Below are 23,359 nucleotides of genomic sequence, written 5' to 3' on the forward strand. Positions count from 1 at the left end.
GGCCCCGATCAGGAAGCAGCCCCGGCCCGTACCGGAAGGCAGTCACACGGAGACGGCCTCCTGCCTTGCAGCGTCGTCTTCCTCCGAACTGCCGCGCCCTGCTCGCTTCGCGGTCCTGGGGTCCGGCCCCGGGCCCGCCGCCGCGCCTCCGTGCCCTACGCGCCCCGAGGTCCGACGTCGGGCACCGGCTCCAGGAAGCCTTCCTCCACCAGCAGCCGGATCGCCTGCGGTGTGCGGTCGCGCAGGAGCACAGGGTCCTCCGCCATCAACTGCGCGATGGCGTCCAGGATCCGCCCGGCGGGCAGCGAGCCGTCGGACACGCCCGCGAACCCGGCGGCCACCGCGTCGACCTTGGTCGCCCGCATCATGCCGCGGTGCTGACGCAGCACCACATGCTCGGGGTCCTCCGCGCCCGGCAGGCCGACCTGCTCCTGCACGACCTCGGCGGCGAGGGCGAAGTGCCCGGCGAGCAGAGCGGCGTCGTCCTGGTCGCGGAGGTAGTCCTGGCGGGCGAAGTGCTCCTGGACGGCCTGTCCGAGCGGCTGCTGCACCGCGTGGGGCCATTCCTCGACGACGATCGAGGGGTTCCCGGCCGCCGCCGCGGCGGACTTGCGCAGGGTGATCCAGCCGAACCCGACGGACGTGGCGCCCCGCGCCTCGAACTCGTCGAGCCACGCCTCGTACAACTCGTCGTACTCGGCGGGGTCGCTGCGGTGGTCACCGCTGTCCCGCAGCCACAGCTCGGCGTACTGCGTGACGTCCTGGACCTCGCGCTGGACGATCCAGGCGTCGCAGCCGTACGGCACCCAGGAGCGCAGCCGGTCCTGCCACTCCTCGCCCTCCACGTGCTGCCAGTTGGCGAGGAACTGGGCGTATCCCCCCTCGTTCAGATGGTCGCCGGACTGCTGCACCAGCGTGCGACACAGGTCGTCGCCGCCCATGCCGCCGTCCCGGTAGGTGAGGCGGGCCCCGGGCGAGATGACGAAGGGCGGGTTGGAGACGATCAGGTCGAACGTGTCGGAGCCCACCGGCTCGAAGAGGGAGCCCTCGCGCAGGTCGGCGGGGGCGGCGCCGGACAGGGCGAGGGTGAGCCGGGTGAACTCCAGGGCGCGGGGGTTGAGGTCCGTGGCGGTGACCCGGGTCGCGTGCTGGGCGGCGTGCAGCGCCTGGATGCCGGAGCCGGTACCGAGGTCGAGGGCCGAGGCGACCGGCGTACGGACGGTGATGCCGGCGAGGGTGGTGGAGGCCCCGCCGACCCCGAGGACGACGCCCTCCTCGCGCGAGCCGATCCCACCCGCGCCGCCGACCGCGCAGCCGAGGTCGGACACGATGAACCAGTCCTTGCCGTCCGGTCCCCCGTACGGCCGTACGTCGACGCTCGCGCGGACCGTGCCGCCATCCGCCGCCCGGGTCACCCAGCCGTCCGCGAGGCACTCGTCCAGCGGCAGGGCGGCGCCGGCCCGCTCCTCGGCGACGGGGCGCTGCAGAAGGAACAGCCTCACCAGCGTGTCGAGCGCGGAGTCGCCCCGGGTGGCCCGCAGGGCGGGGACGGTCTCGCTGCGGGCGAGGGCGGCGTAGGCGGGCGCGCCGAGGCGGTCGAGGAGCCCGTCCGCGGTGAAGTCCGCGGCGAGCAGGGCCTCACGGAGGGCGGCGGCGTGGTCGGGTGCGGGAAGGCTGCTCTTACTCACCCACCCATTGTGTCCGGTCCCACCGACAACGGCAGCGGCCCGGACACCCACCGGGTGTCCGGGCCGGGAGAACGAGGCTCAGGACTTCTTCTCCGAGGAGTCCTCCTCCGTCGACTCCTTGTCGGAGGAATCCTTGCCCGAGGAGTCGTTCTTGTCGGGGGCCGAGCCCTCCGGAGACGCGTCGGCCCCGGCCGCCCCGGAGCCGGAGGGGCCGGTCGAGGCCGTCGGCTGCTGGCAGCCCTTCTGCTTCGACATCGCGACACCGACCTCGCCGGACTGGAGCTTCCGCAGCGCCTGGTCACCGCTGGTGCTGATCTTGTGCAGCTCGTCGGCGACGCCGTTCAGTCCATCGGCGAACTTCCTCTGGTCCTCGGTGTCGAGCGCGTCGACCTTGACCTTGAGGTCGGCGTACGCCTTGGAAGAGGCGTTGAGCTCCTTCACCGCCGCCTTCTGCGTGGCCTCGCCGTCTTCGACCGGCGGCGGGCCTGCCGAGTCCACGGCCGCCCCCAGCGCCTTGTACGCCTCGGACATCTGCTGGAAGGCCACCGAGTCGGCCTTCTGGACATCGGCGGGCTTGCTGTTGTCCCCGGTCTTCTGCCGGATGGAGGCGTTGGCGTTGGTGATCTTCTGGAGTTGCGGCTGAACCTGGTCGCAGACCTTCTTGGCCCAGTCGTTGACCTTGTTCTCGCTGTCGTCGCTGCAGCCCGACAGCGTCAGTACGAGTACCGCACCGCCGGACAGTGCGGCTGCAAGCTTCTTGTTCACCGGATTGGTCCCTTCCAAGGCTCTCGGCCCCGGAACTTACACGCCGAGGGGCCGACGGCCGGGCGCCGGTCATCCCGTGCGCACCCTTTTGAAGCCATTTGCACCAAGGGAAATGAGGGAGATGCCACTCATGCAAAGAATTCGGACTCATGATCGGCCACTCACCCGAAGGGCTGCTCCTGATCACCGTTCCCACGCCGAGGCGCACGACGCCGGACGAGGGCGGACGAAGGCGGACGAAGGCGCACGACGCCGGACAAGCGCGGACGGCGCGTCAGCACGCGCCGCCCGCGTCGCCCTTGATCACACGTCACCCCAATCCGGTACCGACGCCCCTCCCGTAGTCAACTGTCAGGGGGCCGCCGCGGGATCCGGCGCGGGGACCGAGGGGCCACCGCCCTTTGAGGCGTCGTCGTCGCCCACGGCGATGCCCCGCCGCTTGGAGACGTAGACCGCGACGACGACGATCCCGATGGCGATGACGGACACCAGCGCCCGCACCCAGGGATTCGCGTCCGCTCCGTAGCTGAACTGCACGATCGCCGGAGCGATGAGCAGGGCGACCAGGTTCATCACCTTGAGGAGCGGGTTGATCGCCGGGCCCGCCGTGTCCTTGAACGGGTCGCCGACCGTGTCACCGATCACGGTCGCGGCGTGGGCCTCGCTGCCCTTGCCGCCGTGGTGACCGTCCTCGACGAGCTTCTTGGCGTTGTCCCAGGCGCCGCCGGAGTTGGCGAGGAACACCGCCATCAGCGTTCCGGTGCCGATCGCGCCGGCGAGGTACGAGCCGAGCGCGCCGACGCCGAGGGTGAAGCCGACGGCGATCGGCGCCAGCACGGCGAGCAGTCCGGGCGTGGCCAGTTCGCGCAGGGCATCGCGGGTGCAGATGTCGACGACGCGCCCGTACTCCGGCTTCTCCGAGTAGTCCATGATCCCGGGATGCTCGCGGAACTGCCGCCTGACCTCGTAGACGACGGCTCCGGCGGACCGGGACACCGCGTTGATGGCGAGCCCGGAGAACAGGAAGACGACCGCGGCGCCCAGGATCAGGCCGACGAGGTTGTTGGGCTGCGAGATGTCCAGGCTCAGCCCCAGCTCGCCCGCCCCGGCCCCGACCTCGTCGACCGCCGTGGCGATGGCGTCGCGGTAGGACCCGAAGAGCGCTGCCGCCGCCAGGACGGCGGTGGCGATGGCGATGCCCTTGGTGATGGCCTTGGTCGTGTTCCCGACCGCGTCCAGGTCGGTGAGCACCTGGGCGCCGGCCCCCGTGACGTCCCCGGACATCTCGGCGATGCCCTGGGCGTTGTCCGAAACCGGCCCGAAGGTGTCCATGGCCACGATGACGCCCACCGTGGTGAGGAGCCCCGTCCCGGCGAGCGCGACCGCGAAGAGCGCCAGCATGATCGACGTACCGCCCAGCAGGAACGCTCCGTAGACGCCGAGGCTGATCAGCAGCGCGGTGTAGACCGCCGATTCGAGACCGATGGAGATGCCCGCGAGCACCACGGTGGCCGGGCCGGTGAGCGCGGACTTCCCGATGTCCCGGACCGGGCGGCGGTTGGTCTCGGTGAAGTAGCCGGTGAGCTGCTGGATGAGCGCGGCCAGGACGATGCCGATGGCCACCGCGACCAGGGCGAAGATCCGCGGATCGCCACCGTGCGCGGTGATCGCCCCGTCGGTGACCCCGTCCAGCTCGGCATACGAGGACGGCAGATAGGAGAAGGCGGCTACGGCCACCAGGGCGAGCGAGATCACGGCGGAGATGAAGAAGCCGCGGTTGATCGCGGTCATCCCACTGCGGTCGGCGCGGCGCGGGGCCACCGCGAAGATCCCGATCATCGCGGTGACGACGCCGATCGCCGGGACCATCAAGGGGAAGGCGAGACCGGAGTCGCCGAACGCCGCCGTGCCGAGGATGAGCGCGGCGACGAGCGTCACCGCGTACGACTCGAAGAGGTCCGCGGCCATGCCCGCGCAGTCACCGACGTTGTCGCCCACGTTGTCGGCGATGGTTGCGGCATTACGCGGATCGTCCTCCGGAATGCCCTGCTCCACCTTGCCCACCAGGTCGGCGCCCACATCGGCGGCCTTGGTGAAGATCCCGCCGCCGACCCTCATGAACATGGCGATCAGCGCCGCGCCGAGGCCGAACCCCTCCAGTACCTTGGGCGCGTCGGCGGCATAGACGAGCACCACGCAGGAGGCCCCGAGCAGTCCGAGTCCCACCGTGATCATTCCGACCACGCCACCGGTACGGAAAGCGATCTTCATCGCTTTGTGCGAGACAGCGGTGAGATCCTTTTCCGGTTCACCTTCCGCCGGAGTCGCCTCACGCGCGGCTGCGGCCACCCGCACATTGCTCCGCACGGCGAGCCGCATGCCGATGTATCCGGTCGCCGCCGAGAAAAGCGCGCCCACCAGGAAGAAGAGCGAACGCCCCGCGCGCTGCGACCAGTTGTCGGCCGGCAACAGGAACAACAGGAAGAACACGACGACGGAGAAAACACCGACCGTGCGCAGTTGTCGGGCCAGATAGGCGTTCGCACCCTCCTGGACCGCCGCGGCGATCTCCTTCATACGTGCGGTGCCCTCGCCGGCCGCCAGGACCTGGCGTACGAGCAGCTGGGCGACGATCAGCGCGGCGACAGCGACGACCGCCACCATGATGACGATCAGCCGGTTGCCGTCGGTGAGTACCGCCGCCGCGAGGGAGGCGGGCCGGTCGGAAAATGCGGATTCTTGCGTCAGTGCTGCCATTGGGGTGGTGAAGAACTCCGCCATACGTCCTCCTTGACGCTCAGCGCTCAAGTCGTGGACGGATTGTAGGGAGCGGAACCTGATCAAAACAGTGGGTGGGATGAGAATTGACCGCTCTCCCCCCAACGCCGAAAGATCGGCGGAGAGATTCCGCTCGAATACAGTAAGGGGGCAGGCGCATTACGCGATGGAGATCAAGAAAAAAGGCCCTGCTCAGCAGGGCCTGGAAAAACAGAACATCACCCGCGCGGCGGCGTCCACCAGGGCCTCGGGCCCGGGCCACAGGGTCCCAGAGCCTCCGGGTCGCGGGCTCGCGGGCTCGCGGGCCCAGCCTCAGCGCCCCGGAACGCGGGCGCGGCTCTCAGGGTGAGGGCCGCAACGCGGTTCTCAAGGTCGCACTTCGGCTCTCAAGGCGGCACCGCGGGTCTCTAGGGGTACCGCGGGTCTCAAGGGGTCGGTATCGCCGGTCTCAGGGCCGTACGGCGGCGTCGGCCGTCGGCCAGCTCATGCGGATCACTCCGCCGCCCGCACCGGAACGGACCTCCACGTCGTCGACGAGACCGCTGATGACCGCGAGGCCCATCTCGTCCTCGCCCTCGCCGTCCATCTCAGGGTCGGACCGGGACATGCCCGTGCCGGACGCACCGGCGCCGTTGCGCGCCCCGGTTTCGGCAGGATCGCAGCCGGGGCCGGGAACGCTGTCCCCGACCTCGATGGAGAACGCCTTCTCCTCCTCGGTCAACGCGACGCTGACCGGCGCGGTGATGCCGTGACTACGGTGCAACCCGACCGCGCGGCTGCACGCCTCGCCGACAGCGAGCCTGACCTCGTCGAGCACCGCCTCGTCCACGCCGGCCCGGCGCGCCACGGCGGCCGCCACCAGACGGGCCGTCCTGACATGTTCAGGCTGGGCGCTGAAGCGGAGTTCAACGGTGGCCATGCCATCCCCCTCGAACGTTCGGGCGTACGCCTCAGGGGCCCCGGGCGTGTCGCCCGGCACCCCTGCTCTCCTCTTCCGGAAGCCGACAAAGCCGACAGTCGACCCGAGGGTCGACCGCCTGCCCGTCACGGCCCATGCGCTGCCGCTGCCGGCCTGTCACTGCCTGCCGACCGGCCCGGGGGCCGGCCTGCTCCGACCTCAGTCGGTGGCGGCGACAGCCTCGTCGACCGTGGTGTGAATCGGGAACACCTTGGTCAGACCTGTGATCCGGAAGATCTTGAGAATGCGCTCCTGGTTGCAGACCAGGCGCAACGAGCCCTCATGGGCCCGGACACGCTTCAAGCCGCCCACGAGCACGCCGAGGCCGGTGGAGTCGAGGAAGTCGACGCCTTCCATGTCGACAACCAAGTGGTAGCTGCCGTCATTCACCAACTCGACCAACTGCTCGCGCAGCTTGGGCGCGGTATACACATCAATCTCGCCACCGACCTCGACGACCGTACGGTCGCCACCAGGGCCGGACACATTGCGAGTCGACAGGGACAGGTCCACGGATCCTCCAGCACCTTGCTATCGAGCGGTCGCCCCTCGGTCTCCCCGACGGAGGCCAGGGGACGGATCGCCAGCCGCGATGGCATTCAATCACTTACCAGCAGCCATGCACGACGCCTTGGGACCATTGTCCGTCACGCCAGTGACACACTCGGTGCCGATGGCCAAGAATCACCGTCCCGGACGACCACCCGAGAGTGGGGACATGCGCCCCTCTCCCGCCATGATCCTCGACCGGCTCGCCGCAGGGGCGGGCCGGGCCGCGCGCATCACTCATACGGAGCACCTGCCCCCGCGATCGGGAACCCATGCCATCTGGCCGGATCGTATCCGGCCAGAAGTGATCTCGGCGATCGAAAGAGCCGGGATCGGCCATCCGTGGGCGCATCAGGCTGCCGCGGCCGAGCACGCGCTGGACGGCGAGTCGGTCGTGATCTCCACCGGCACGGCCTCCGGGAAGTCCCTCGCGTACCTCGCGCCGGTCCTCAGCACCCTCCTGGACGGCTCCGAGGCCCCGAACGGCCGCGGGGCCACCGCCCTGTACCTCGCTCCCACCAAGGCCCTGGCAGCCGATCAGCGGCGCTCGGTGAAGGCCCTCGCCGCCCCTCTCGGCAACGCCGTCAGGCCCGCGGTCTACGACGGCGACACCCCCGTCGAGGAACGCGAATGGGTGCGCCAGTACGCGAACTACGTCCTGACCAACCCCGACATGCTGCACCGCGGGATCCTGCCGTCCCACCCCCGCTGGGCGTCCTTCCTGCGCGCCCTGCGGTTCGTCGTGATCGACGAGTGCCACACCTACCGGGGCGTCTTCGGCTCCCACGTCGCCCAGGTGCTGCGCCGTCTGCGACGCCTGTGCGCCCGTTACGGGGCCGATCCGGTGTTCCTGCTGGCCTCGGCCACGGCGGCGGAGCCCGCGGTCGCAGCCGGGCGCCTGACGGGTCTTCCGGTCCGGGAGGTGTCCGACGACGCCTCCCCGCGGGGCGAGCTGGTCTTCGCCCTGTGGGAACCCCCGCTGACCGACCTGCACGGCGAGAAGGGCGCCCCCGTACGCCGTACCGCGACGGCCGAGACCGCCGACCTGCTCACCGACCTGACCCTCCAGGGCGTCCGCTCGGTCGCCTTCGTACGCTCCCGGCGGGGCGCGGAACTGATCTCGGTGATCGCCAAGGAACGCCTCGCGGAGATCGACCGCGCGCTGCCGAAGCGGATCGCCGCCTATCGCGGAGGCTACCTCCCCGAGGAACGCCGGGCCCTGGAACGGGCTCTGCACTCCGGCGAGCTGCTCGGTCTGGCGGCCACCACCGCCCTGGAACTCGGCATCGACGTGTCCGGCCTCGACTCGGTCGTCATCTGCGGCTACCCGGGCACGCGGGCGTCCCTCTGGCAGCAGGCGGGCCGCGCCGGCCGCTCGGGGCAGGGCGCCCTGGCCGTTCTCGTGGCCCGGGACGACCCGCTGGACACCTATCTGGTGCACCACCCCGAGGCGCTGTTCCAGCAACCCGTCGAGTCGACCGTGCTGGACCCGGACAATCCCTACGTCCTGGCCCCGCACCTCTGCGCCGCGGCCGCCGAGCTGCCCCTCACCGAGCCCGACATCGCGCTCTTCGGCCCGGCGGTGCCCGAGCTGCTGCCGCAGCTGGAGGCGGCGAAGCTGCTGCGCAAACGGGCCTCGGGCTGGCACTGGACCCGACGCGAACGGGCCGCCGACCTGGCCGACATCCGGGGCGGGGGCGGCCGGCCCGTCCAGATCGTCGAGGAGGGCACCGGCCGTCTGCTGGGCACCGTCGACGCGGCCGCCGCCCACACGGCCGTCCACGAGGGCGCCGTCCATCTCCACCAGGGCCGCACCCACCTGGTCCGGAAGCTGGACCTGGAGGACTCCGTGGCCCTGGTCGAGGAGGCCGACCCGCCGTACTCGACCGTCGCCCGCGACACCACCGCCATCACCGTCCTGGAGACCGACACCGAGGTCCCCTGGGGGCAGGGGCAGCTCTGCTACGGCTCCGTCGAAGTCACCAACCAGGTCGTCTCGTTCCTCCGCCGGAAACTGATCACCGGGGAAGTACTGGGCGAGACGAAACTCGACCTGCCGCCCCGCACCCTGCGCACCCGCGCCGTCTGGTGGACCGTCACCGAGGACCAGCTCGACGCGGCCCGGATCAACCCGGAGATCCTCGGCGGCGCACTCCACGCCGCCGAGCACGCGTCGATCGGGCTGCTGCCGCTCTTCGCCACCTGCGACCGCTGGGACATCGGCGGCGTGTCCGTACCGCTGCATCCGGACACCCTGCTGCCGACGGTCTTCGTGTACGACGGCCACCCAGGAGGCGCCGGATTCGCCCAGCGGGCCTTCCACACCGCCCGTACGTGGCTGACGGCGACCCGGGAGGCCATCGCGTCCTGTGAGTGCGAGGCGGGCTGCCCCTCCTGCGTCCAGTCCCCCAAGTGCGGCAACGGCAACGAGCCCCTGCACAAACGTGGAGCCGTACGTCTGCTCACCGAACTCCTCAGGGCCGCGCCCCCGGAACCGGACGGAGCGACCACGTCGGAGGACTGAACGAGGAAGTGCTGTCAGGCCGGCAACAGCGGCTCGACCAGCCGCTTCAGCTCCGTCTCGCCGATCGCTCCGATCCGTGCCCCGGCGATCCGCCCCTCCGGGTCGACGATGATCGTGAACGGATATCCGGCGGTGTTCACCACGCCCTTCGGGAGGCGGAGGAGTTGCCGGCCCTGCGGATCGTGCAGACTCGGATACACGAGCCCTGCGTCCTTCTCGAAGGCACGTGCCTTGCCGACCGACACGTCCGCGTTGACCCCCACCACCCGCAGGCCCTTGCCTCGCAGTTCCTCGTGCACCCGGGAGAGCCCGGGGGCCTCCGCACGACACGGACCGCACCACGATGCCCACGCGTTGACCACGACGACCTTGCCCCGCAGCCCCTTCAGGCTGAACCGGCCGTCGCCGTCGACGCGTTCCCCCGCCAGCTCCGGCATCGCCACCTGGTCTGCTCGGGCGTACGTCTTCAGTGGCGCGGGCCCGCCGCCGTCCGCGGGCAGAGGTGATGTCGAGCAGCCCGCCGACGCGGCCAGCAGGACGGCCACCGCAGTCGAGGTCCGTAGCGTCTTCACGTTCGTCGATGATGCCACCGGGGGCACGGGCGGGCGCACGTGCCCACCACCGAACAATCGCGCCGGTCGAGCGCCCGGCCCCAGCGATCGTTCGCTCAGCGGCCCACCGGACCCCGGCACCCCTGCCGGGCACCACGGCGCGGGAAGCGGTCGGGGAGCCGCCCCGGGGATCGACCGGAGGTCCGGCCCGGGCCCTGACGGCGGGTTCATAGGGCCCGAACCGGGAACGGGCGGTCACATCGGCGATATCCCCGTGCACCGCGCAGCGAACGAGCACGGCGCCCTGTGCCCGAGCTACCCGCCGGGCCGCCTCGCACGCGACCGCCGCCCCTTCCAGCGCCCGGTCCGCAGCCGCGAGGGCCGCCAGATCCGCGGCCCCGCCCGCCCGGTGACGGGCCGCCACGACCTGTCCCAGCGCAAGCACCACGGCGAACACGGCGCACAGACCGGCCGCAGTGACAGCCACCCACACCGTCGCCACACCCCGATCCGAGGCATGGCCCACACCCCGGCCCGAGACACGGCACGCACTCCGGCCCGCGATCCGGGCCATGCCTCGGCCCGCGATCCGGGCCGCACTCCGGCCCGCGATCCGGGCCATGCCCCGGCCCGAAGCCCGGCCCGAAACCCCGTCCGAAACCCCGTCCGAGGCCCGGTCCGAAGCCCAGCTCGCCCCCTGGCCCGCGATCCGGGTCATGCCCTGGGCCGCACTCCGGCCGACGTCTCGGTCCACTCGGTCCACGCCCCGGCCTCTGTTCATCGCCTCGCTCCTGCACTTGCCCGCGTCCTGATTCGCCGCCGGGACCACCGCCGGAGCACGCCGCGGCGACGACACCCGTCCGGCCCCCGGCCCTCGATCTCCCTCGCCCTCATGGCCCGGCACCCCCCACCGTGTCCTCCGCCAGGGCAGCCGCCTCGGCGCTCAGCGTCAGGGCCAGCACGCCCGGCCCCGGGGTCGGTGCCTCCACCCGGACGCGCCACAGATCTCCAGCCCGGCCCACCGCGACCCGGGCGCCGTGGGGTGCCGCCTCACGCGCGGCTTCCAGCACCGCCGCCTCCGGCTCCGAACGGGCCGCGGCCCGTGCCCCCGCCCGCGCCGCATCCACGCAACGGATCTGATCCGAGGCAGCCATCAGCGCCCACAGCAACGCCATGGCGAAGGCCACCAGCACCGGGATCACCACGGCCGCCTCCGCCGTCACCGCGCCCCGGTCGCCACACCCGCCGCCGCTCGTGGACCGGTCCTGGTGCCGGCTCCGGGGAAGCGCGCGGGCCGACGCCACGGGCCTCTCCCCCCTCCCCGGGCGGCATCCTGACGGAATCTCAGAACTTCGCATCGAGCGCGTCCTCGACCAGCGACTGCAGCGCTGACAGCACCGGCCCGCTGTTCACCACCTTGTAGAGCACCGCCGCGAAGGCACACGCAGCGATGGTTCCGACCGCGTACTCGGACGTGGTCATCCCCCGATCGGACCGGCCGAGTCGCCTCGCCCACCGTGTGGCCCACGTCGCCTGCCGCCCGGGCACCCCTGTGGAGTGCTGCCCCGCGCAAAGAGCGTCGGCGGTCCGGTTCCAGAACTTCGTTTTCATTTCATCCCCCGATGAGCATCGATGAGGAGCGGGTGCCCGAACGGAACACCCGTGAGTGACAGCGAAAAAGTGAATGGCCGACAGGTCACTACCGGCCGCGAGCCGCGCGCAGCCTCACCGGCCCGGACGGCCCGTCGCAAGCAGGTCACCGGCCAGGCCGATGATCACCGGCGCCACCCCGACCGCCAGGAAGGCGGGGAGGAAGCACAGGCCGACGGGCGCGGTGATCAGCACTCCGGCCCGTTGCGCACGCGCCACCGCCGCCGCAGCTCGCTCGGCACGCATCGACTCCGCCAGCCTGGCGACCGGCTGCGCGGCCGGAGCTCCTGTCGAGCCCGCCCGGTACAGGCAGCGGGCCAGCGGGCCTGCGCCCGGTATCTCCGCGAACCGGCCCCACGCCTCGGCCGGTTCGCCGCCGAGGCGGATCTCGGCGGCGGTCCGGGCGAGCCGATCGCCGACCGGGCCACCGATGGACTCGCCCACCTCCTCGGCCGCCTCCCGAGGACCTGCCCCGACGGCGATACAGGCGGCCAGCAGATCCGCGGCCAGCGGAAGCTGCCCGGCGATCACGGCCCGCTCCGTATGGATACCGCCGGGACGAGGCCGGGGACGGGTTCGCTGCCACCGCCACGTCCCGTACGCCGCTGCCGAACCGACGGCGCAGCCCATCACACCGCCGACCAGAATCCATCCGGTCAGCCAGGCCCCGGTCGGAGCCGCCCACCGCCGACCTGCCTCGGAAAGGCCCGAACCACCGTTCGTCCGGAACCGTGCGACCGTCCGGCTCCACCTGCCGGGCCGTGCCACCGTGACCGTGCCCAACAGCAGTGCGCCCCGCCCGCGAACCGCCCGCCTCCGATACCTGGCGGCAGTCACGGCTACCAACTGCGCCGCCACTCCCAGCACTGCCGCCGACATCCCCAGGCTGTGGAGAACGTCTCCGCCCGCCACACTCACGCCGCCTCCCCTCCGCGCACGATCCGGCAAGCCCAGAACAGCCCGGCCGCCTCCAGGAACGCGCCCACCGCCAGGCAGGCCAGGCCGCCCGGGGTGTGCAGCAGTACGCGCAAGGGTTCGGCTCCCAGCGCCGCTCCCAGCCCCAGACCCGCGACCGGGAGCAGAGCCAGGACCACGACCGTCGACCACGCTCCAGCCAGTTGGGCACGCAACCCCTCCCGTCTGCGCCGGTCGTCCCGCAGCGCGGCCTCCAGGCGCTCCAGCCCGGTCGCCAGCCCGGCCCCGCCGTCCACCGCCACTCGCCAGCACGCGGCCATCCCGGACAGTCCCCCCAGCCCCGGGCCCTCCGCCGCCTGCCGCAGTGCTGCCGGCACGTCGCCCCCGAACCGCGCCGCCGCGAGCACCGCGGCCTCCGCCTCCCCCAGCCGGCCACCGGAAGCGGTCGTCGCCGAAGTGCCGTCCTCCACGAAGCCCTCGCGCAGTGCGACCAGCAACGCCTGTCCCGGCTCACGGCCGGCCCGCAGCTCCCCGACCACGGCTCCGCACAACGCCGCGACCGCGGTGGCCGCCTTCTCCGCCTCCCTCGCTCCGGCCCGCCTCCGCAGCCACCGGCGTACCAACGGGACCGCCACGGCTCCCGCGAGCAGTGGCAGCACCGAACTCCCCAGCACCGCAAGCAGCACCGCGACCGGAACGGACCACCACTCCCGACGTCCCCGGGCCACCTCCTTCACCCGCCCCCGGGCCTTGAGCAGACATGGCCACCGATCCCACGGCCGACGCGACTCGGGCGGAGCGTCCACGAACAGCACCCGTGCCCGGCGCGCCCCCGGATCCCGCACCATCGCGAGCCACACCGCCGAACCCACGCAGAGAGCCACCGCGTGAGCCGCGTACGCGGACGCTTGCCCCGTCACAGCGCACCTCCGATCAGCGATCGCAGCCGTTCCCATCCCCGCTCCGGAACGAATCCTCCGACGCCCCAGCTCAGCGCCGGAACCGTGAAGACCAGGCCCGCCGCATCCCGCTCCAGAACGTGCACCTCGGCCACCCGCCGTTGCCCCGCGCGGTCCCGGACGAGATGTACGACCACCGAGAGCGCGGCCGCCAGCTGGCTGTGCAGGGCGAAACGGTCAAGACCGGCCGCCGTGCCCAGCGCCTCCAGCCGGGCGGGGACATGCTCGGCAGCGTTCGCGTGGACGGTGCCACACCCTCCCTCGTGTCCGGTGTTCAAGGCTGCCAACAGCTGGGTGACTTCGGCGCCTCGCACCTCTCCGACCACCAGCCGGTCGGGCCGCATGCGCAGCGCCTGCCGCACCAGATCGCGCAACGTCACCCGGCCCGCGCCCTCCTGATTGGCCGGACGGGATTCCAGGCGGACCACATGCGGATGGTCCGGCCGCAGCTCGGCGGAGTCCTCGGCGAGCACGATCCGCTCGTTCACGCCGACCGCGCCCAGCAGACTGGCGAGGAGGGTGGTCTTGCCTGCTCCCGTTCCGCCGCTGATCACGTAGGAGATCCGCGCCTCCACGAGGGCCCGCAGGATCCGGTCGCCGCCAGGCGGCACCGTGCCCGCGTCCACCAGCTCCGTCAGCGAGAAGGCCCGCGGCCGCACGACACGCAGGGAGAGACAGGTCGAGCCGACGGACACCGGGGGCAGCACGGCGTGCATGCGGGTTCCGTCGGGCAGTCGCGCGTCCACCCATGGCCGTGCATCGTCCAGCCTCCTGCCGGCCACCGCGGCGAGACGCTGGGCCAGCCGGCGGACCGCCGCCGCGTCCGGGAAGGTGACGGCCGTCAGCTGGAGTCCACCTCCCCGGTCCACCCACACCCGGTCCGGTGCGGACACCAGCACATCCGTCACCTCGGGGTCTGCGAGCAACGGCTCCAGCACCCCCGTGCCGACGAGTTCACCCCGCAGCTCTGCCGCGGCTCCGAGCACCTCGGCATCGCCCAGCAGCCGCCCCTGGGCCCGCAGGGCGGCCGCCACTCCGGCGGGGGTGGGCGCGGCGCCGCTGCGTGCCAGCCGCTGGCGCACGGCGTCGAGCAGTTCGTCCGTCATGCCGTCCCTCCCTCGGGCGGGCGGGACACGGGGCTCGCGTCACCGGCCGCCGCCACCTGCTCCCAGAAGGCCGAACAGAACCGGGCCAGCGGGCCCCGGGCACTGCCGCCGGGCGGAGTCCCCTCGTCCTGGGAGACCAGAAGGCCTGCTTCCAGGGGAAGCTCACCGACGAGCGGAAGGCCTGTGGCCCGGGCGACCCACCGCCCGTCCAGCCCAGACGCATACGGGCCCCGGGGCACCACCCGCAGGTCGTCCAGCACCATTCCGACGGTGGACGCGACGCGCTTGGCCGCCGCGACCGCGCGCAGTTCGCCCGGCACCACGAGCAGGCCGAGATCGAGCTGGGCCAGGGCTTCCGCGACTCCCTCGTCGACCCGGCGCGGGAGATCCACGACCACCACCCCGCCGAGCCGGCGCGCGGCGGCGAGCACGGCCCGCATCGCCTGCGGCGGGATCACCACCTCGTCGTCGCGCCCCCAGCTCAGCACCCGCAGTCCGTGGAGCGCGGGCAGCGAGTCCTCAAGGGCTCCACCGCCGAGACGCCCCTTCGACTGCGCGAAATCCGGCCATCGCATGCCTTCGGCACGTTCTCCGCCGAGCAGGACGTCGATCCCACCGCCCAGAGGGTCGGCGTCGATCAGCATCGCCCGCCGACCGGACCTCGCCGCACTCACGGCAAGGGCGCAGGCCAGCGTTGATGCGCCGGAGCCGCCCCGGCCGCCCATCACGCCGACGGTGAGCGCCGGCCGCCCCACGCCTTCGGCGGCGTTGGCGATCTGGTCGACGAGCCAGCCCTCGGAATCGGGCAGTCGCAGCACATATTCGGCCCCGATCTCCACCGCCCGCCGCCACACGTCCGGGTCGTCCTGGTCCCGGCCGACCAGCATCACCCCCTTCCGGCGGCCGGCGCCCCGGCATCGCGCGGCGGCGTCATCGCCCACCAGCACCATCGGGGCCCGCTCCCAGCCGCCACGACGCCCGGGCGGCCCGTGATGAACCTCGGGCTCGGCTCCGGCCGCCGCGCACAGCCGGAGCAGGTCGTCGAGCAGCTCCACGTCCTCCGTCACGATCAGCGGGCCTCCGCGGCGCCCGTCGGCGACCGCCGCCCCTTCTCCTGCCAGGGATCCAGCCACGATCTCCGCCCCCTTCTCACTGCCCCTTCAGTGCGGTTCGCGGCGTTCTCGAACGATTCCGAGATGCGCGATTCCGGCACCCGCGGACTTCGCGGGTGGAATCAACGTGCAACACCACGGAAAAACTTGTGGATCTTGATGAAAGACTGTGGACAACCACGGGGTTGTGAATAACTCCGTAACCCATACCAGCGACTTCCGGAGTGCAGCCCTTTGGCTACACACTGTGATGAGACGAGTCGCACGACACCCGGCTCGCACGATCAGGCCGATGACGGCCAGACGGGAGGCTCAGGTGATTTCCGCCCCTAAAATGCGTCCGGACATGCGACGACCCCCGCCGGGGGGGAGAGCGGGGGTCGTCCCCACGGCCGACTCGGGGGGGGAGGAGTCGGACCGGGTTAGCACGGTCGCGAACGATCCGTGACTTCCATGGTGTACCCGAGGGCCTTCTCAGGCAAACCCACGCACCGGTGTTTACGCCGAATGGCGGGCCCCTATGCTCAGCGTGTGGAAAACTGCTTCTCGCCGCGCACAGCAGCCTTCTTTGACCTGGACAAGACGGTCATTGCGAAGTCTTCGACGCTGACCTTCAGCAAGTCCTTCTACCAAGGCGGACTGATCAACCGCCGCGCTGTACTGCGCACTGCGTACGCACAGTTCGTGTTCCTCGCCGGGGGCGCCGATCACGACCAGATGGAGCGGATGCGCGCATATCTCTCCGCCCTCTGCAAGGGATGGAACGTCCAGCAGGTCAAGGAGATCGTCGCCGAGACCCTGCACGACCTGATCGACCCGATCATCTACGACGAGGCCGCCACCCTCATCGAAGAACATCACACAGCGGGACGCGATGTGGTCATCGTTTCGACCTCGGGTGCCGAAGTCGTCGAGCCCATCGGCGAATTGCTGGGAGCCGACCGTGTCGTCGCCACGCGCATGGTCGTCGGCGACGACGGCTGCTTCACGGGCGAGGTCGAGTACTACGCCTATGGGCCGACCAAGGCCGAGGCGGTGAAGGCGCTCGCGGTCTCGGAGGGGTACGACCTTTCGCGCTGCTACGCCTACAGCGACTCGGCGACCGATGTACCGATGCTGGAGTCGGTCGGCCACCCGCACGCGGTCAACCCCGACCGCGCGCTGCGCCGCGAAGCGACCCTTCGCGAGTGGCCGATTCTCGTCTTCAACCGCCCGGTCCGGCTCAAGCAGCGCCTGCCCGCCTTCTCGATGCCGCCCCGCCCCGCCTTGGTGGCGGCGGCCGCGGTCGGCGCGGCGGCCGTCACCGCGGGGCTGGTCTGGTACGCCAACCGTCAGCGCACCGCCGGCGCGGCCCTGCCGGGCTGACGCGGAGCGAGACGGGCGGGGTGAGGTGGGGAGTGAGGCGCCCCGCCGGGGCAACCCTCGCCCGATTCACCCTTGCTTGAACCTAAAAGTAAAGAAGCGGAGCCAGGGGTTTCCCTTCCCCTGGACCTGGAGTACAAAGGATTTACGGCCCGCGAGACCAAGGACATCCGCGAGGATGACCTGTAACGCAGAACGGCCCCACGGACCGAGCACGAAAGCCGAGCACCCACGCGACGTCGACCCGTCGAATACGGGCCAGCCGCACCAGGTGACGGGCAAAGTACCCGACCTGATGGGCAATTTACGAGGACGCTTGGTAACTGGGCGGACGTGCCAGCGGCGGTACCGCACATCGGTACCGCCGCAACCCTTGCCCCGGGCCATCACCCTTCGGCCGCCCCTCCGACGCCCGCCGCACAGGGTCCTCGGGCCGCACTGATCCCTCAGCCCGCACCGATCACTCCGGCGCCGGCCACGCCAGACCCTCAGGCGGCGCCGCGCTGAAGCGCCTCGCACACCGCGGTCGACTCGCGTACACCCAGCTCGATCGAGCGCCCGCAGTGGGTGATCCAGGCGGCCATGCCCTCCGGGGTTCCGGCCGTGTAGCCCTCGAACGCCGCGACATAGGCCGCCCGGCCCTGTTCCGCGTGGCCCACCTCGGCCGGGCAGATCGACTTCGGGTCCAGTCCGCTGCCGATCAGCACGATGCGCTCGGCCGTCCGGGCCACCAGACCGTTGTGCGAGCCGAACGGCCGCAGCGCCAGCAGTTCGCCGTGCACCACCGCAGCCGTGACCAGGGCGGGAGCGCTGCCGCCCGCGATGATCAGCCGCGACAGTCCTTCGAGTCGCCCCGCGACCTCCTCGGCTCCGGGCAGCGGAGCCTCGATCAGCGGTTCGTCGACGGATTCACCCGCCAACCGAGGACGCCCCACCGCGTCGTCGGGGCTCGCACCACCGGCGGCCACCAGATGCAAGCGCGCCAGCACCCGCAGCGGCGACTGCCGCCAGATGGAGAGGAGTTGACCCGCTTCCGCGGTGAGCCGCAGCGCGGCACCGACCACGCGCGCCTCGTCCTCACCACTGAAGTCGGTGCGCCGACGCACCTCTTCGAGGTTCCAGTCGGCACCGGCCAGCGCGGCCGAACCACGAGAACCCCGCAGTGCGGCTTCGGCCGTGACCTCATTGCTGCGGCGCCGCATGACGCGATGACCGTAGACGCGGTCGACAGCCTTGCGTACGGAGTCCACGGCATCGGGCACGCCGGGCAGGGAGCCGAGCGCGGCAAGCGGGTCTGAGGCAGTCGTACTCATAAGTAGCGAGGCTACGCGCCCACCACACCCGGACCACCCTCAAGTGGCCTTCTTCACGAACGATGACAGCACACCGCAATGGAGCCGCTACCCTAGGTGAACATGAAGATCGCTTTCGTCGGGAAGGGCGGCAGCGGAAAGACCACGCTGTCCTCGCTCTTCATCCGCCACCTCGCCGCCAACGAAGCCCACGTCATCGCCGTGGACGCCGATATCAACCAGCACCTGGGGGCCGCTCTGGGCCTGGACGATGCGGAGGCCGCCGCGCTGCCCGCCATGGGCGCGCACCTCCCCCTCATCAAGGACTATCTGCGGGGCGCCAACCCCCGTATCGCTTCCGCCGAGACGATGATCAAGACGACTCCGCCCGGCGAGGGCTCCCGCCTGCTGCGGGTCCGCGAGGACAACCCGATCTTCGAGGCCTGCGCGCGCACGGTGCGGCTCGACGACGGGGACGTCCGGCTGATGGCGACGGGCCCCTTCACGGAATCCGATCTCGGCGTGGCCTGCTACCACTCCAAGGTCGGGGCCGTGGAGCTCTGCCTCAACCACCTGGTCGACGGTCCCGACGAGTACGTCGTGGTCGACATGACGGCGGGCTCCGACTCGTTCGCGTCGGGCATGTTCACGCGCTTCGACATGACGTTCCTGGTCGCGGAGCCGACCCGTAAGGGGGTGTCGGTGTACCGCCAGTACAAGGAGTACGCACGCGACTTCGGCGTCGCTCTGAAGGTCGTCGGGAACAAGGTGCAGGGCCCGGACGACCTGGAGTTCCTGCGCGCGGAGGTCGGCGACGACCTGCTGATCGGGATCGGTCACTCCGACTGGGTACGGTCGATGGAGAAGGGCCGGCCGTCCAGGTTCGAGCTGCTGGAGGCCGACAACCGGATGGCCCTGCAAGCGCTGCAGGACGCCGCCGAGGACTCGTACGGGCTGCGCGACTGGGAGCGCTACACGCGCCAGATGGTGCACTTCCACCTGAAGAACGCCGAGAGCTGGGGCAACGAGAAGACCGGCGCCGACCTGGCCGCCCAGGTCGACCCCGCCTTCGTGCTCGACGAACGGCACGCCGGGGCGGCCGTGTCCGCACCCACCTGAGGCATCACGCGGGGCCACCACGCCCGTCGGTCCCATGGTCGCCGCCCCCGCGTTCGTCGCCCACCCCCCTGTTCGTCGGCCACCGGAAAGCGGCCGACGAACGAGGTGGTGCGATCAGCCGGCGTCGCGGCCGGCCGAACCCGCCTCGCTCTCGTCCGGGGCCTTTTCCTGGGTCCTGTCGGCGTCGCCTTCCGGGGCCCTTTCCGTGCCCCGGTCTGCGGGCCCGGCGGCGGCCGGCTGGGTGCCGAGGTAGGACGACCAGCCCGACTCGGGCGCTTCGCCGACGCCGAGCGTGGTCAGCTTGGCCAGCGTCTTCGGGTCCTGCGCGTCCAGCCAGTCGGCGAGCTGCCGGAAGGACACACAGCGCACGCCCTCCTTGGTGCACACCTTCGCGATGGTCTCCTCGATGGCGCGCATGTAGGTGCCGCCGTTCCAGGACTCGAAGTGGTTGCCGATGATCAGGGGCGCCCGGTTGCCGTTGTACGAGCGGTCGAAGGCCTGAAGCAGCCCGTCCCGCATCTGGTTCCCCCAGTACTCGTGCTGGGAGGGGTCCCCCTGGGTGGCCGTGCCGGACTGGTTGACCATGAAGTTGTAGTCCATCGAGAGGGTCTCGAACGCGCGGCCCGGCATCGGGACGAGCTGGAGAGGAATGTCCCAGATCCCGTCCTTCTTCTGGGGCCAGACCTGGTTGCCGACGCCGCTGGAGTCGTAGCGGAAGCCCATGGTCCGGGCGGCGGCGACCATGTTCTTCTGACCTTCGAGGCAGGGGGTGCGCGCGCCGACCAGTTCCTTGTCGTAGTCGAAGGGGAGCGGGGGCTCGTCCTTCAGCTCCGGAGCATTGGTCTTCCAGCTTTTGACGAAAGCTTTCGCCTGGCTGATCTCGCTCTTCCACTCATCGACGGACCAGGTCCCGACGCCGCCGTCCTTGCCGCAGAAGTGGCCGTTGAAGTGGGTGCCGATCTCGTTGCCCTCCTGCCAGGCGGCACGAACCTCGGCGAGGGTGTTGCGGATGCCCTCGGTGTCGTTGAACCCGATGTCGGAACGGCCCGGCGCGTGCTGGGGCGGGCTGTAGAGGTCCTTCTTCTCCTCCGGCAGCAGGTACACGCCACTGAGGAAGTACGTCATGTTGGCGTTGTACTTCTTGGCCACGCCGCGGAAGTGCGAGAAGAGCTTCTGGCTGTCCTCTCCGGCACCGTCCCAGGAGAACACCACGAACTGCGGAGGCTTCTGACCGGGCGCCAGGCGTTCGACTGCCGGCATCTTCGGCTGGACCCCGGTGAAGGCGGTGGACCCGTCCCCGATGAGCTTGACCGCGTTCTTCGGAGCGGCGGCCGCCGGGGGGTTCTCCTTGGCGCCGTGGGCACCCTTCTCCGCGTCGGCTCCCGACCCCGCGGACGCGGACCCTCCGGATCCGGCCCCGGAGCAGCCGGCGAGAACGGCGACCAAGGCCGTGGTCATGACGCCCAAGGCGATCCTCTTCGTGGCGGCCATCATCCGCCCACCCTCTTCCTTGCAGGTTATTTGCGTTGCAGTGCCGACACGGCGCGGCCAAATTCGCACGCGATCCCCTGCGGCAAGGGCGACATACCGAATGAAAAGCTGCCTATTCACTTATAAGAGTTGCTGACTGGACCGAACGCCACGAACAGCCCGGATGTCTTCGGCCTGAACCGCACGAGCCCCGGGGCCGTGCAACCAGATGACCCCGCTCCACATCACCCCCGGACCATCCCCCGGACCACCCTCGGGATCGCCCCCCCGGATCACCCTCGGCGCACCACGCGGGGGACGGAACTGCCGTGCGCCACGCGTCGTACGGCGCCCCTCGGCCACGGAGCGGGATCATGGCCCCATACACGAGAACACAGGTCTAAACCAATTCCCGGCAGGCTCTTGTCACCTGGCCTCGCGCCTGATGAGCTATGCCCCGGGACACAACGGACACCCTGGGACTGGGAGAAGTCGTGAGCAACGAGAGCCTGGCCAACCTGCTTCGGGAAGAGCGGAAATTCGCTCCGCCTGCCGAGCTGGCCGCCAACGCCAACGTCACCGCAGAGGCGTACGAGCAGGCCGAGGCGGACCGGCTGGGCTTCTGGGCCGAGCAGGCCCGCCGCCTGACGTGGGCCACCGAGCCGACCGAGACCCTCGACTGGAGCAACCCGCCCTTCGCGAAGTGGTTCGCGGACGGCAAGCTGAACGTCGCGTACAACTGCGTGGACCGGCACGTCGAGGCGGGCAACGGCGACCGGGTCGCCATCCACTTCGAGGGGGAGCCGGGCGACAGCCGGGCCATCACCTACGCGGAGCTGAAGGACGAGGTCTCCCGGGCCGCCAACGCCCTGACCGAGCTGGGCGTCGGCAAGGGCGACCGGGTCGCCGTCTACCTGCCGATGATCCCCGAGGCCGCGATCGCGATGCTGGCCTGCGCCCGCATCGGCGCCGCGCACTCCGTGGTCTTCGGCGGCTTCTCGGCCGACGCCATCGCCGCCCGGATCAAGGACGCGGACGCCAAGGTCGTCATCACCGCAGACGGCGGCTACCGCCGCGGCAAGCCGTCCGCGCTCAAGCCCGCGGTCGACGACGCCGTCTCCCGCTTCGAGAACGTCGAGCACGTCCTCGTCGTCCGCCGCACCGGCCAGGACACCGCGTGGACCGAGGGCCGCGACGTCTGGTGGCACGAGATCACCGCCCGGCAGTCCGCCGAGCACACCCCCGAGGCCTTCGAGGCGGAGCAGCCGCTCTTCATCCTCTACACCTCGGGCACCACGGGTAAGCCGAAGGGCATCCTGCACACCTCCGGCGGCTACCTCACCCAGGCGTCGTACACGCACAGCGCGGTCTTCGACCTCAAGCCGGAGTCCGACGTCTACTGGTGCACCGCCGACATCGGCTGGGTGACCGGGCACTCGTACATCGTCTACGGCCCGCTGGCCAACGGTGCGACGCAGGTCATGTACGAGGGCACCCCGGACACCCCGCACCAGGGCCGGTTCTGGGAGATCGTGCAGAAGTACGGCGTCACGATCCTCTACACCGCCCCGACGGCGATCCGTACGTTCATGAAGTGGGGCGACGACATCCCCGCGAAGTTCGACCTGAGCAGCCTCCGTGTCCTGGGTTCGGTCGGTGAGCCGATCAACCCGGAGGCGTGGATGTGGTACCGGAAGAACATCGGCGCCGACAAGTGCCCGATCGTGGACACCTGGTGGCAGACCGAGACCGGCGCGATGATGATCTCGCCGCTGCCCGGTGTGACGGACACGAAGCCGGGAAGCGCGCAGCGCGCGCTGCCGGGCATCGCCGCCACCGTCGTGGACGACGACGCCAACGAGGTGCCGGACGGCGGGGGCGGCTACCTCGTCCTCACCGAGCCGTGGCCCTCCATGCTCCGCACCATCTGGGGCGACGACCAGCGGTTCATCGACACCTACTGGTCGCGTTTCGAGGGCAGGTACTTCGCGGGCGACGGTGCGAAGAAGGACGAGGACGGCGACATCTGGCTGCTCGGCCGGGTCGACGACGTCATGCTCGTCTCCGGGCACAACATCTCGACCACCGAGGTCGAATCCGCGCTCGTCTCCCACCCGTCGGTCGCCGAAGCCGCCGTGGTCGGCGCGGCCGACGAGACGACCGGCCAGGCCATCGTGGCGTTCGTGATCCTGCGCGGCACCGCGACCGCCTCCGACGAACTGGTCGCGGACCTGCGCAACCACGTCGGCACGACACTCGGCCCGATCGCCAAGCCCAAACGGGTGCTGCCCGTCGCCGAACTGCCGAAGACCCGCTCCGGCAAGATCATGCGCCGGCTCCTCCGCGACGTCGCCGAGAACCGCGAGCTGGGCGACGTCACCACGCTCACCGACTCCTCGGTGATGGACCTGATCACCACCCAGCTGCCGTCCTCCTCGTCCGAGGACTGACCTGCCGCGGAATCAACCCTGCGTACGGCTCCGATGGGCATCCGGCAACGCGCCGGGTGCCCATCGGACATTTAGTCTGAAGATCACCTATTAAGATCCCACTCTTCGTGC

General features: G+C 70.9%; 18 protein-coding genes and 1 pseudogene. 4 read left to right on the plus strand and 15 right to left on the minus strand.

Annotated features, from left to right (window positions below):
• Nucleotides 1-155: 155 nt before the first annotated feature.
• The 5 genes from IG90_RS0124255 to IG90_RS0124275 all read right to left on the minus strand — a co-directional run bounded on the left by IG90_RS0124255 (nt 156) and on the right by IG90_RS0124275 (nt 6,702).
• Nucleotides 156-1,688 carry a DUF7059 domain-containing protein gene (locus tag IG90_RS0124255; RefSeq protein ID WP_030588331.1) on the minus strand — a complete coding sequence of 511 codons (1,533 nt, stop codon included), beginning with the start codon at nt 1,686-1,688 and terminating at the stop codon, nt 156-158.
• A 78-nt stretch (nt 1,689-1,766) separates the two neighbouring features.
• On the minus strand, nt 1,767-2,453 hold the full coding sequence (locus tag IG90_RS0124260) for a prolipoprotein diacylglyceryl transferase (protein WP_030588334.1): 687 nt from the start codon (nt 2,451-2,453) through the stop codon (nt 1,767-1,769).
• Nucleotides 2,454-2,804: 351 nt separating this feature from the next.
• The gene (locus tag IG90_RS0124265) at nt 2,805-5,234 is read right to left on the minus strand and encodes a sodium-translocating pyrophosphatase (protein WP_030588337.1); all 2,430 of its coding nucleotides are present in this window, start codon (nt 5,232-5,234) and stop codon (nt 2,805-2,807) included.
• Between the two features lie 445 nt (nt 5,235-5,679).
• Entirely contained in the window at nt 5,680-6,150 is a 471-nt protein-coding gene (locus tag IG90_RS0124270; protein WP_030588340.1) for an ATP-binding protein, read from the minus strand.
• A gap of 198 nt (nt 6,151-6,348) precedes the next feature.
• Nucleotides 6,349-6,702 carry an STAS domain-containing protein gene (locus IG90_RS0124275; RefSeq protein ID WP_003967428.1) on the minus strand — a complete coding sequence of 118 codons (354 nt, stop codon included), beginning with the start codon at nt 6,700-6,702 and terminating at the stop codon, nt 6,349-6,351.
• A 79-nt stretch (nt 6,703-6,781) separates the two neighbouring features.
• On the opposite strand from IG90_RS0124275, the gene IG90_RS0124280 reads away from it, so the two are divergent.
• On the plus strand, nt 6,782-9,262 hold the full coding sequence (locus IG90_RS0124280) for a DEAD/DEAH box helicase (RefSeq protein WP_030588343.1): 2,481 nt from the start codon (nt 6,782-6,784) through the stop codon (nt 9,260-9,262).
• Nucleotides 9,263-9,276: 14 nt separating this feature from the next.
• On the opposite strand, the gene IG90_RS0124285 is transcribed toward IG90_RS0124280, so the two are convergent.
• The 8 genes and pseudogenes from IG90_RS0124285 to ssd form a co-directional block, all read right to left on the minus strand.
• A complete protein-coding gene (locus tag IG90_RS0124285; protein WP_030588346.1) occupies nt 9,277-9,834 on the minus strand; it encodes a TlpA family protein disulfide reductase in 558 nt (185 codons plus the stop codon).
• A 238-nt stretch (nt 9,835-10,072) separates the two neighbouring features.
• A pseudogene (locus tag IG90_RS47145) lies at nt 10,073-10,594 on the minus strand (Rv3654c family TadE-like protein); the annotation flags it as partial.
• 109 nt (nt 10,595-10,703) lie between these two features.
• Nucleotides 10,704-11,036: a TadE family type IV pilus minor pilin gene (locus tag IG90_RS0124290; RefSeq protein WP_030588349.1), complete on the minus strand. Its 333-nt coding sequence runs from the start codon at nt 11,034-11,036 to the stop codon at nt 10,704-10,706.
• A 121-nt stretch (nt 11,037-11,157) separates the two neighbouring features.
• Nucleotides 11,158-11,424, minus strand: a complete 267-nt coding sequence (locus IG90_RS0124295) for a DUF4244 domain-containing protein (protein WP_030588352.1) — start codon at nt 11,422-11,424, stop codon at nt 11,158-11,160.
• Between the two features lie 114 nt (nt 11,425-11,538).
• Entirely contained in the window at nt 11,539-12,342 is an 804-nt protein-coding gene (locus tag IG90_RS0124300) for a type II secretion system F family protein (RefSeq protein ID WP_051860182.1), read from the minus strand.
• 35 nt (nt 12,343-12,377) lie between these two features.
• Nucleotides 12,378-13,298, minus strand: a complete 921-nt coding sequence (locus IG90_RS0124305; protein ID WP_030588358.1) for a type II secretion system F family protein — start codon at nt 13,296-13,298, stop codon at nt 12,378-12,380.
• Nucleotides 13,295-14,443, minus strand: coding sequence for a TadA family conjugal transfer-associated ATPase (locus IG90_RS0124310; protein WP_030588360.1), 1,149 nt, complete (start codon nt 14,441-14,443; stop codon nt 13,295-13,297). The genes IG90_RS0124305 and IG90_RS0124310 overlap by 4 nt, the downstream gene beginning before the upstream one ends.
• Nucleotides 14,440-15,576, minus strand: a complete 1,137-nt coding sequence (gene ssd, locus IG90_RS0124315) for a septum site-determining protein Ssd (RefSeq protein ID WP_033894618.1) — start codon at nt 15,574-15,576, stop codon at nt 14,440-14,442. Before ssd ends, IG90_RS0124310 begins: the two co-directional genes overlap by 4 nt.
• Before the next feature lie 486 nt (nt 15,577-16,062).
• Between ssd and IG90_RS0124320 the strand changes: the two genes are divergently transcribed.
• Complete coding sequence (locus tag IG90_RS0124320; RefSeq protein ID WP_030588366.1) at nt 16,063-16,920, plus strand: HAD family hydrolase; 858 nt, start codon at nt 16,063-16,065, stop codon at nt 16,918-16,920.
• Between the two features lie 485 nt (nt 16,921-17,405).
• On the opposite strand, the gene IG90_RS0124325 is transcribed toward IG90_RS0124320, so the two are convergent.
• Nucleotides 17,406-18,230 (minus strand): Fic family protein, encoded by an 825-nt coding sequence (locus tag IG90_RS0124325; RefSeq protein ID WP_030588369.1) that lies wholly within the window; start codon nt 18,228-18,230, stop codon nt 17,406-17,408.
• 102 nt (nt 18,231-18,332) lie between these two features.
• On the opposite strand from IG90_RS0124325, the gene IG90_RS0124330 reads away from it, so the two are divergent.
• Nucleotides 18,333-19,328, plus strand: coding sequence for an ATP-binding protein (locus IG90_RS0124330; RefSeq protein WP_030588372.1), 996 nt, complete (start codon nt 18,333-18,335; stop codon nt 19,326-19,328).
• Nucleotides 19,329-19,442: 114 nt separating this feature from the next.
• Here the strand turns inward: IG90_RS0124330 and IG90_RS0124335 are convergent, their stop codons facing one another.
• Complete coding sequence (locus IG90_RS0124335; protein ID WP_233436045.1) at nt 19,443-20,822, minus strand: polysaccharide deacetylase family protein; 1,380 nt, start codon at nt 20,820-20,822, stop codon at nt 19,443-19,445.
• Between the two features lie 428 nt (nt 20,823-21,250).
• Here IG90_RS0124335 and acs point away from each other — a divergent pair, with 428 nt between their 5' ends.
• Complete coding sequence (gene acs / locus IG90_RS0124340) at nt 21,251-23,248, plus strand: acetate--CoA ligase (RefSeq protein ID WP_030588379.1); 1,998 nt, start codon at nt 21,251-21,253, stop codon at nt 23,246-23,248.
• Nucleotides 23,249-23,359 lie beyond the last annotated feature (111 nt).

The sequence above is a fragment of the Streptomyces anulatus genome, from assembly GCF_000721175.1.
GTDB classification, from domain to species: domain Bacteria; phylum Actinomycetota; class Actinomycetes; order Streptomycetales; family Streptomycetaceae; genus Streptomyces; species Streptomyces anulatus_C.

Excerpts from the sequence above, each read along its gene's own strand:
- IG90_RS0124280 (WP_030588343.1), top strand. The coding sequence starts at position 6,782 with ATGGCATTCAATCACTTACCAGCAGCCATGCACGACGCCTTGGGACCA.
- IG90_RS0124320 (WP_030588366.1), top strand. The coding sequence starts at position 16,063 with ATGGCGGGCCCCTATGCTCAGCGTGTGGAAAACTGCTTCTCGCCGCGC.
- IG90_RS0124270 (WP_030588340.1), bottom strand. The coding sequence starts at position 6,150 with ATGGCCACCGTTGAACTCCGCTTCAGCGCCCAGCCTGAACATGTCAGG.
- IG90_RS0124335 (WP_233436045.1), bottom strand. The coding sequence starts at position 20,822 with ATGATGGCCGCCACGAAGAGGATCGCCTTGGGCGTCATGACCACGGCC.
- IG90_RS0124300 (WP_051860182.1), bottom strand. The coding sequence starts at position 12,342 with ATGTCGGCGGCAGTGCTGGGAGTGGCGGCGCAGTTGGTAGCCGTGACT.
- IG90_RS0124265 (WP_030588337.1), bottom strand. The coding sequence starts at position 5,234 with ATGGCGGAGTTCTTCACCACCCCAATGGCAGCACTGACGCAAGAATCC.
- IG90_RS0124295 (WP_030588352.1), bottom strand. The coding sequence starts at position 11,424 with ATGAAAACGAAGTTCTGGAACCGGACCGCCGACGCTCTTTGCGCGGGG.
- acs (WP_030588379.1), top strand. The coding sequence starts at position 21,251 with ATGCCCCGGGACACAACGGACACCCTGGGACTGGGAGAAGTCGTGAGC.
- IG90_RS0124325 (WP_030588369.1), bottom strand. The coding sequence starts at position 18,230 with ATGAGTACGACTGCCTCAGACCCGCTTGCCGCGCTCGGCTCCCTGCCC.
- IG90_RS0124310 (WP_030588360.1), bottom strand. The coding sequence starts at position 14,443 with ATGACGGACGAACTGCTCGACGCCGTGCGCCAGCGGCTGGCACGCAGC.
- IG90_RS0124330 (WP_030588372.1), top strand. The coding sequence starts at position 18,333 with ATGAAGATCGCTTTCGTCGGGAAGGGCGGCAGCGGAAAGACCACGCTG.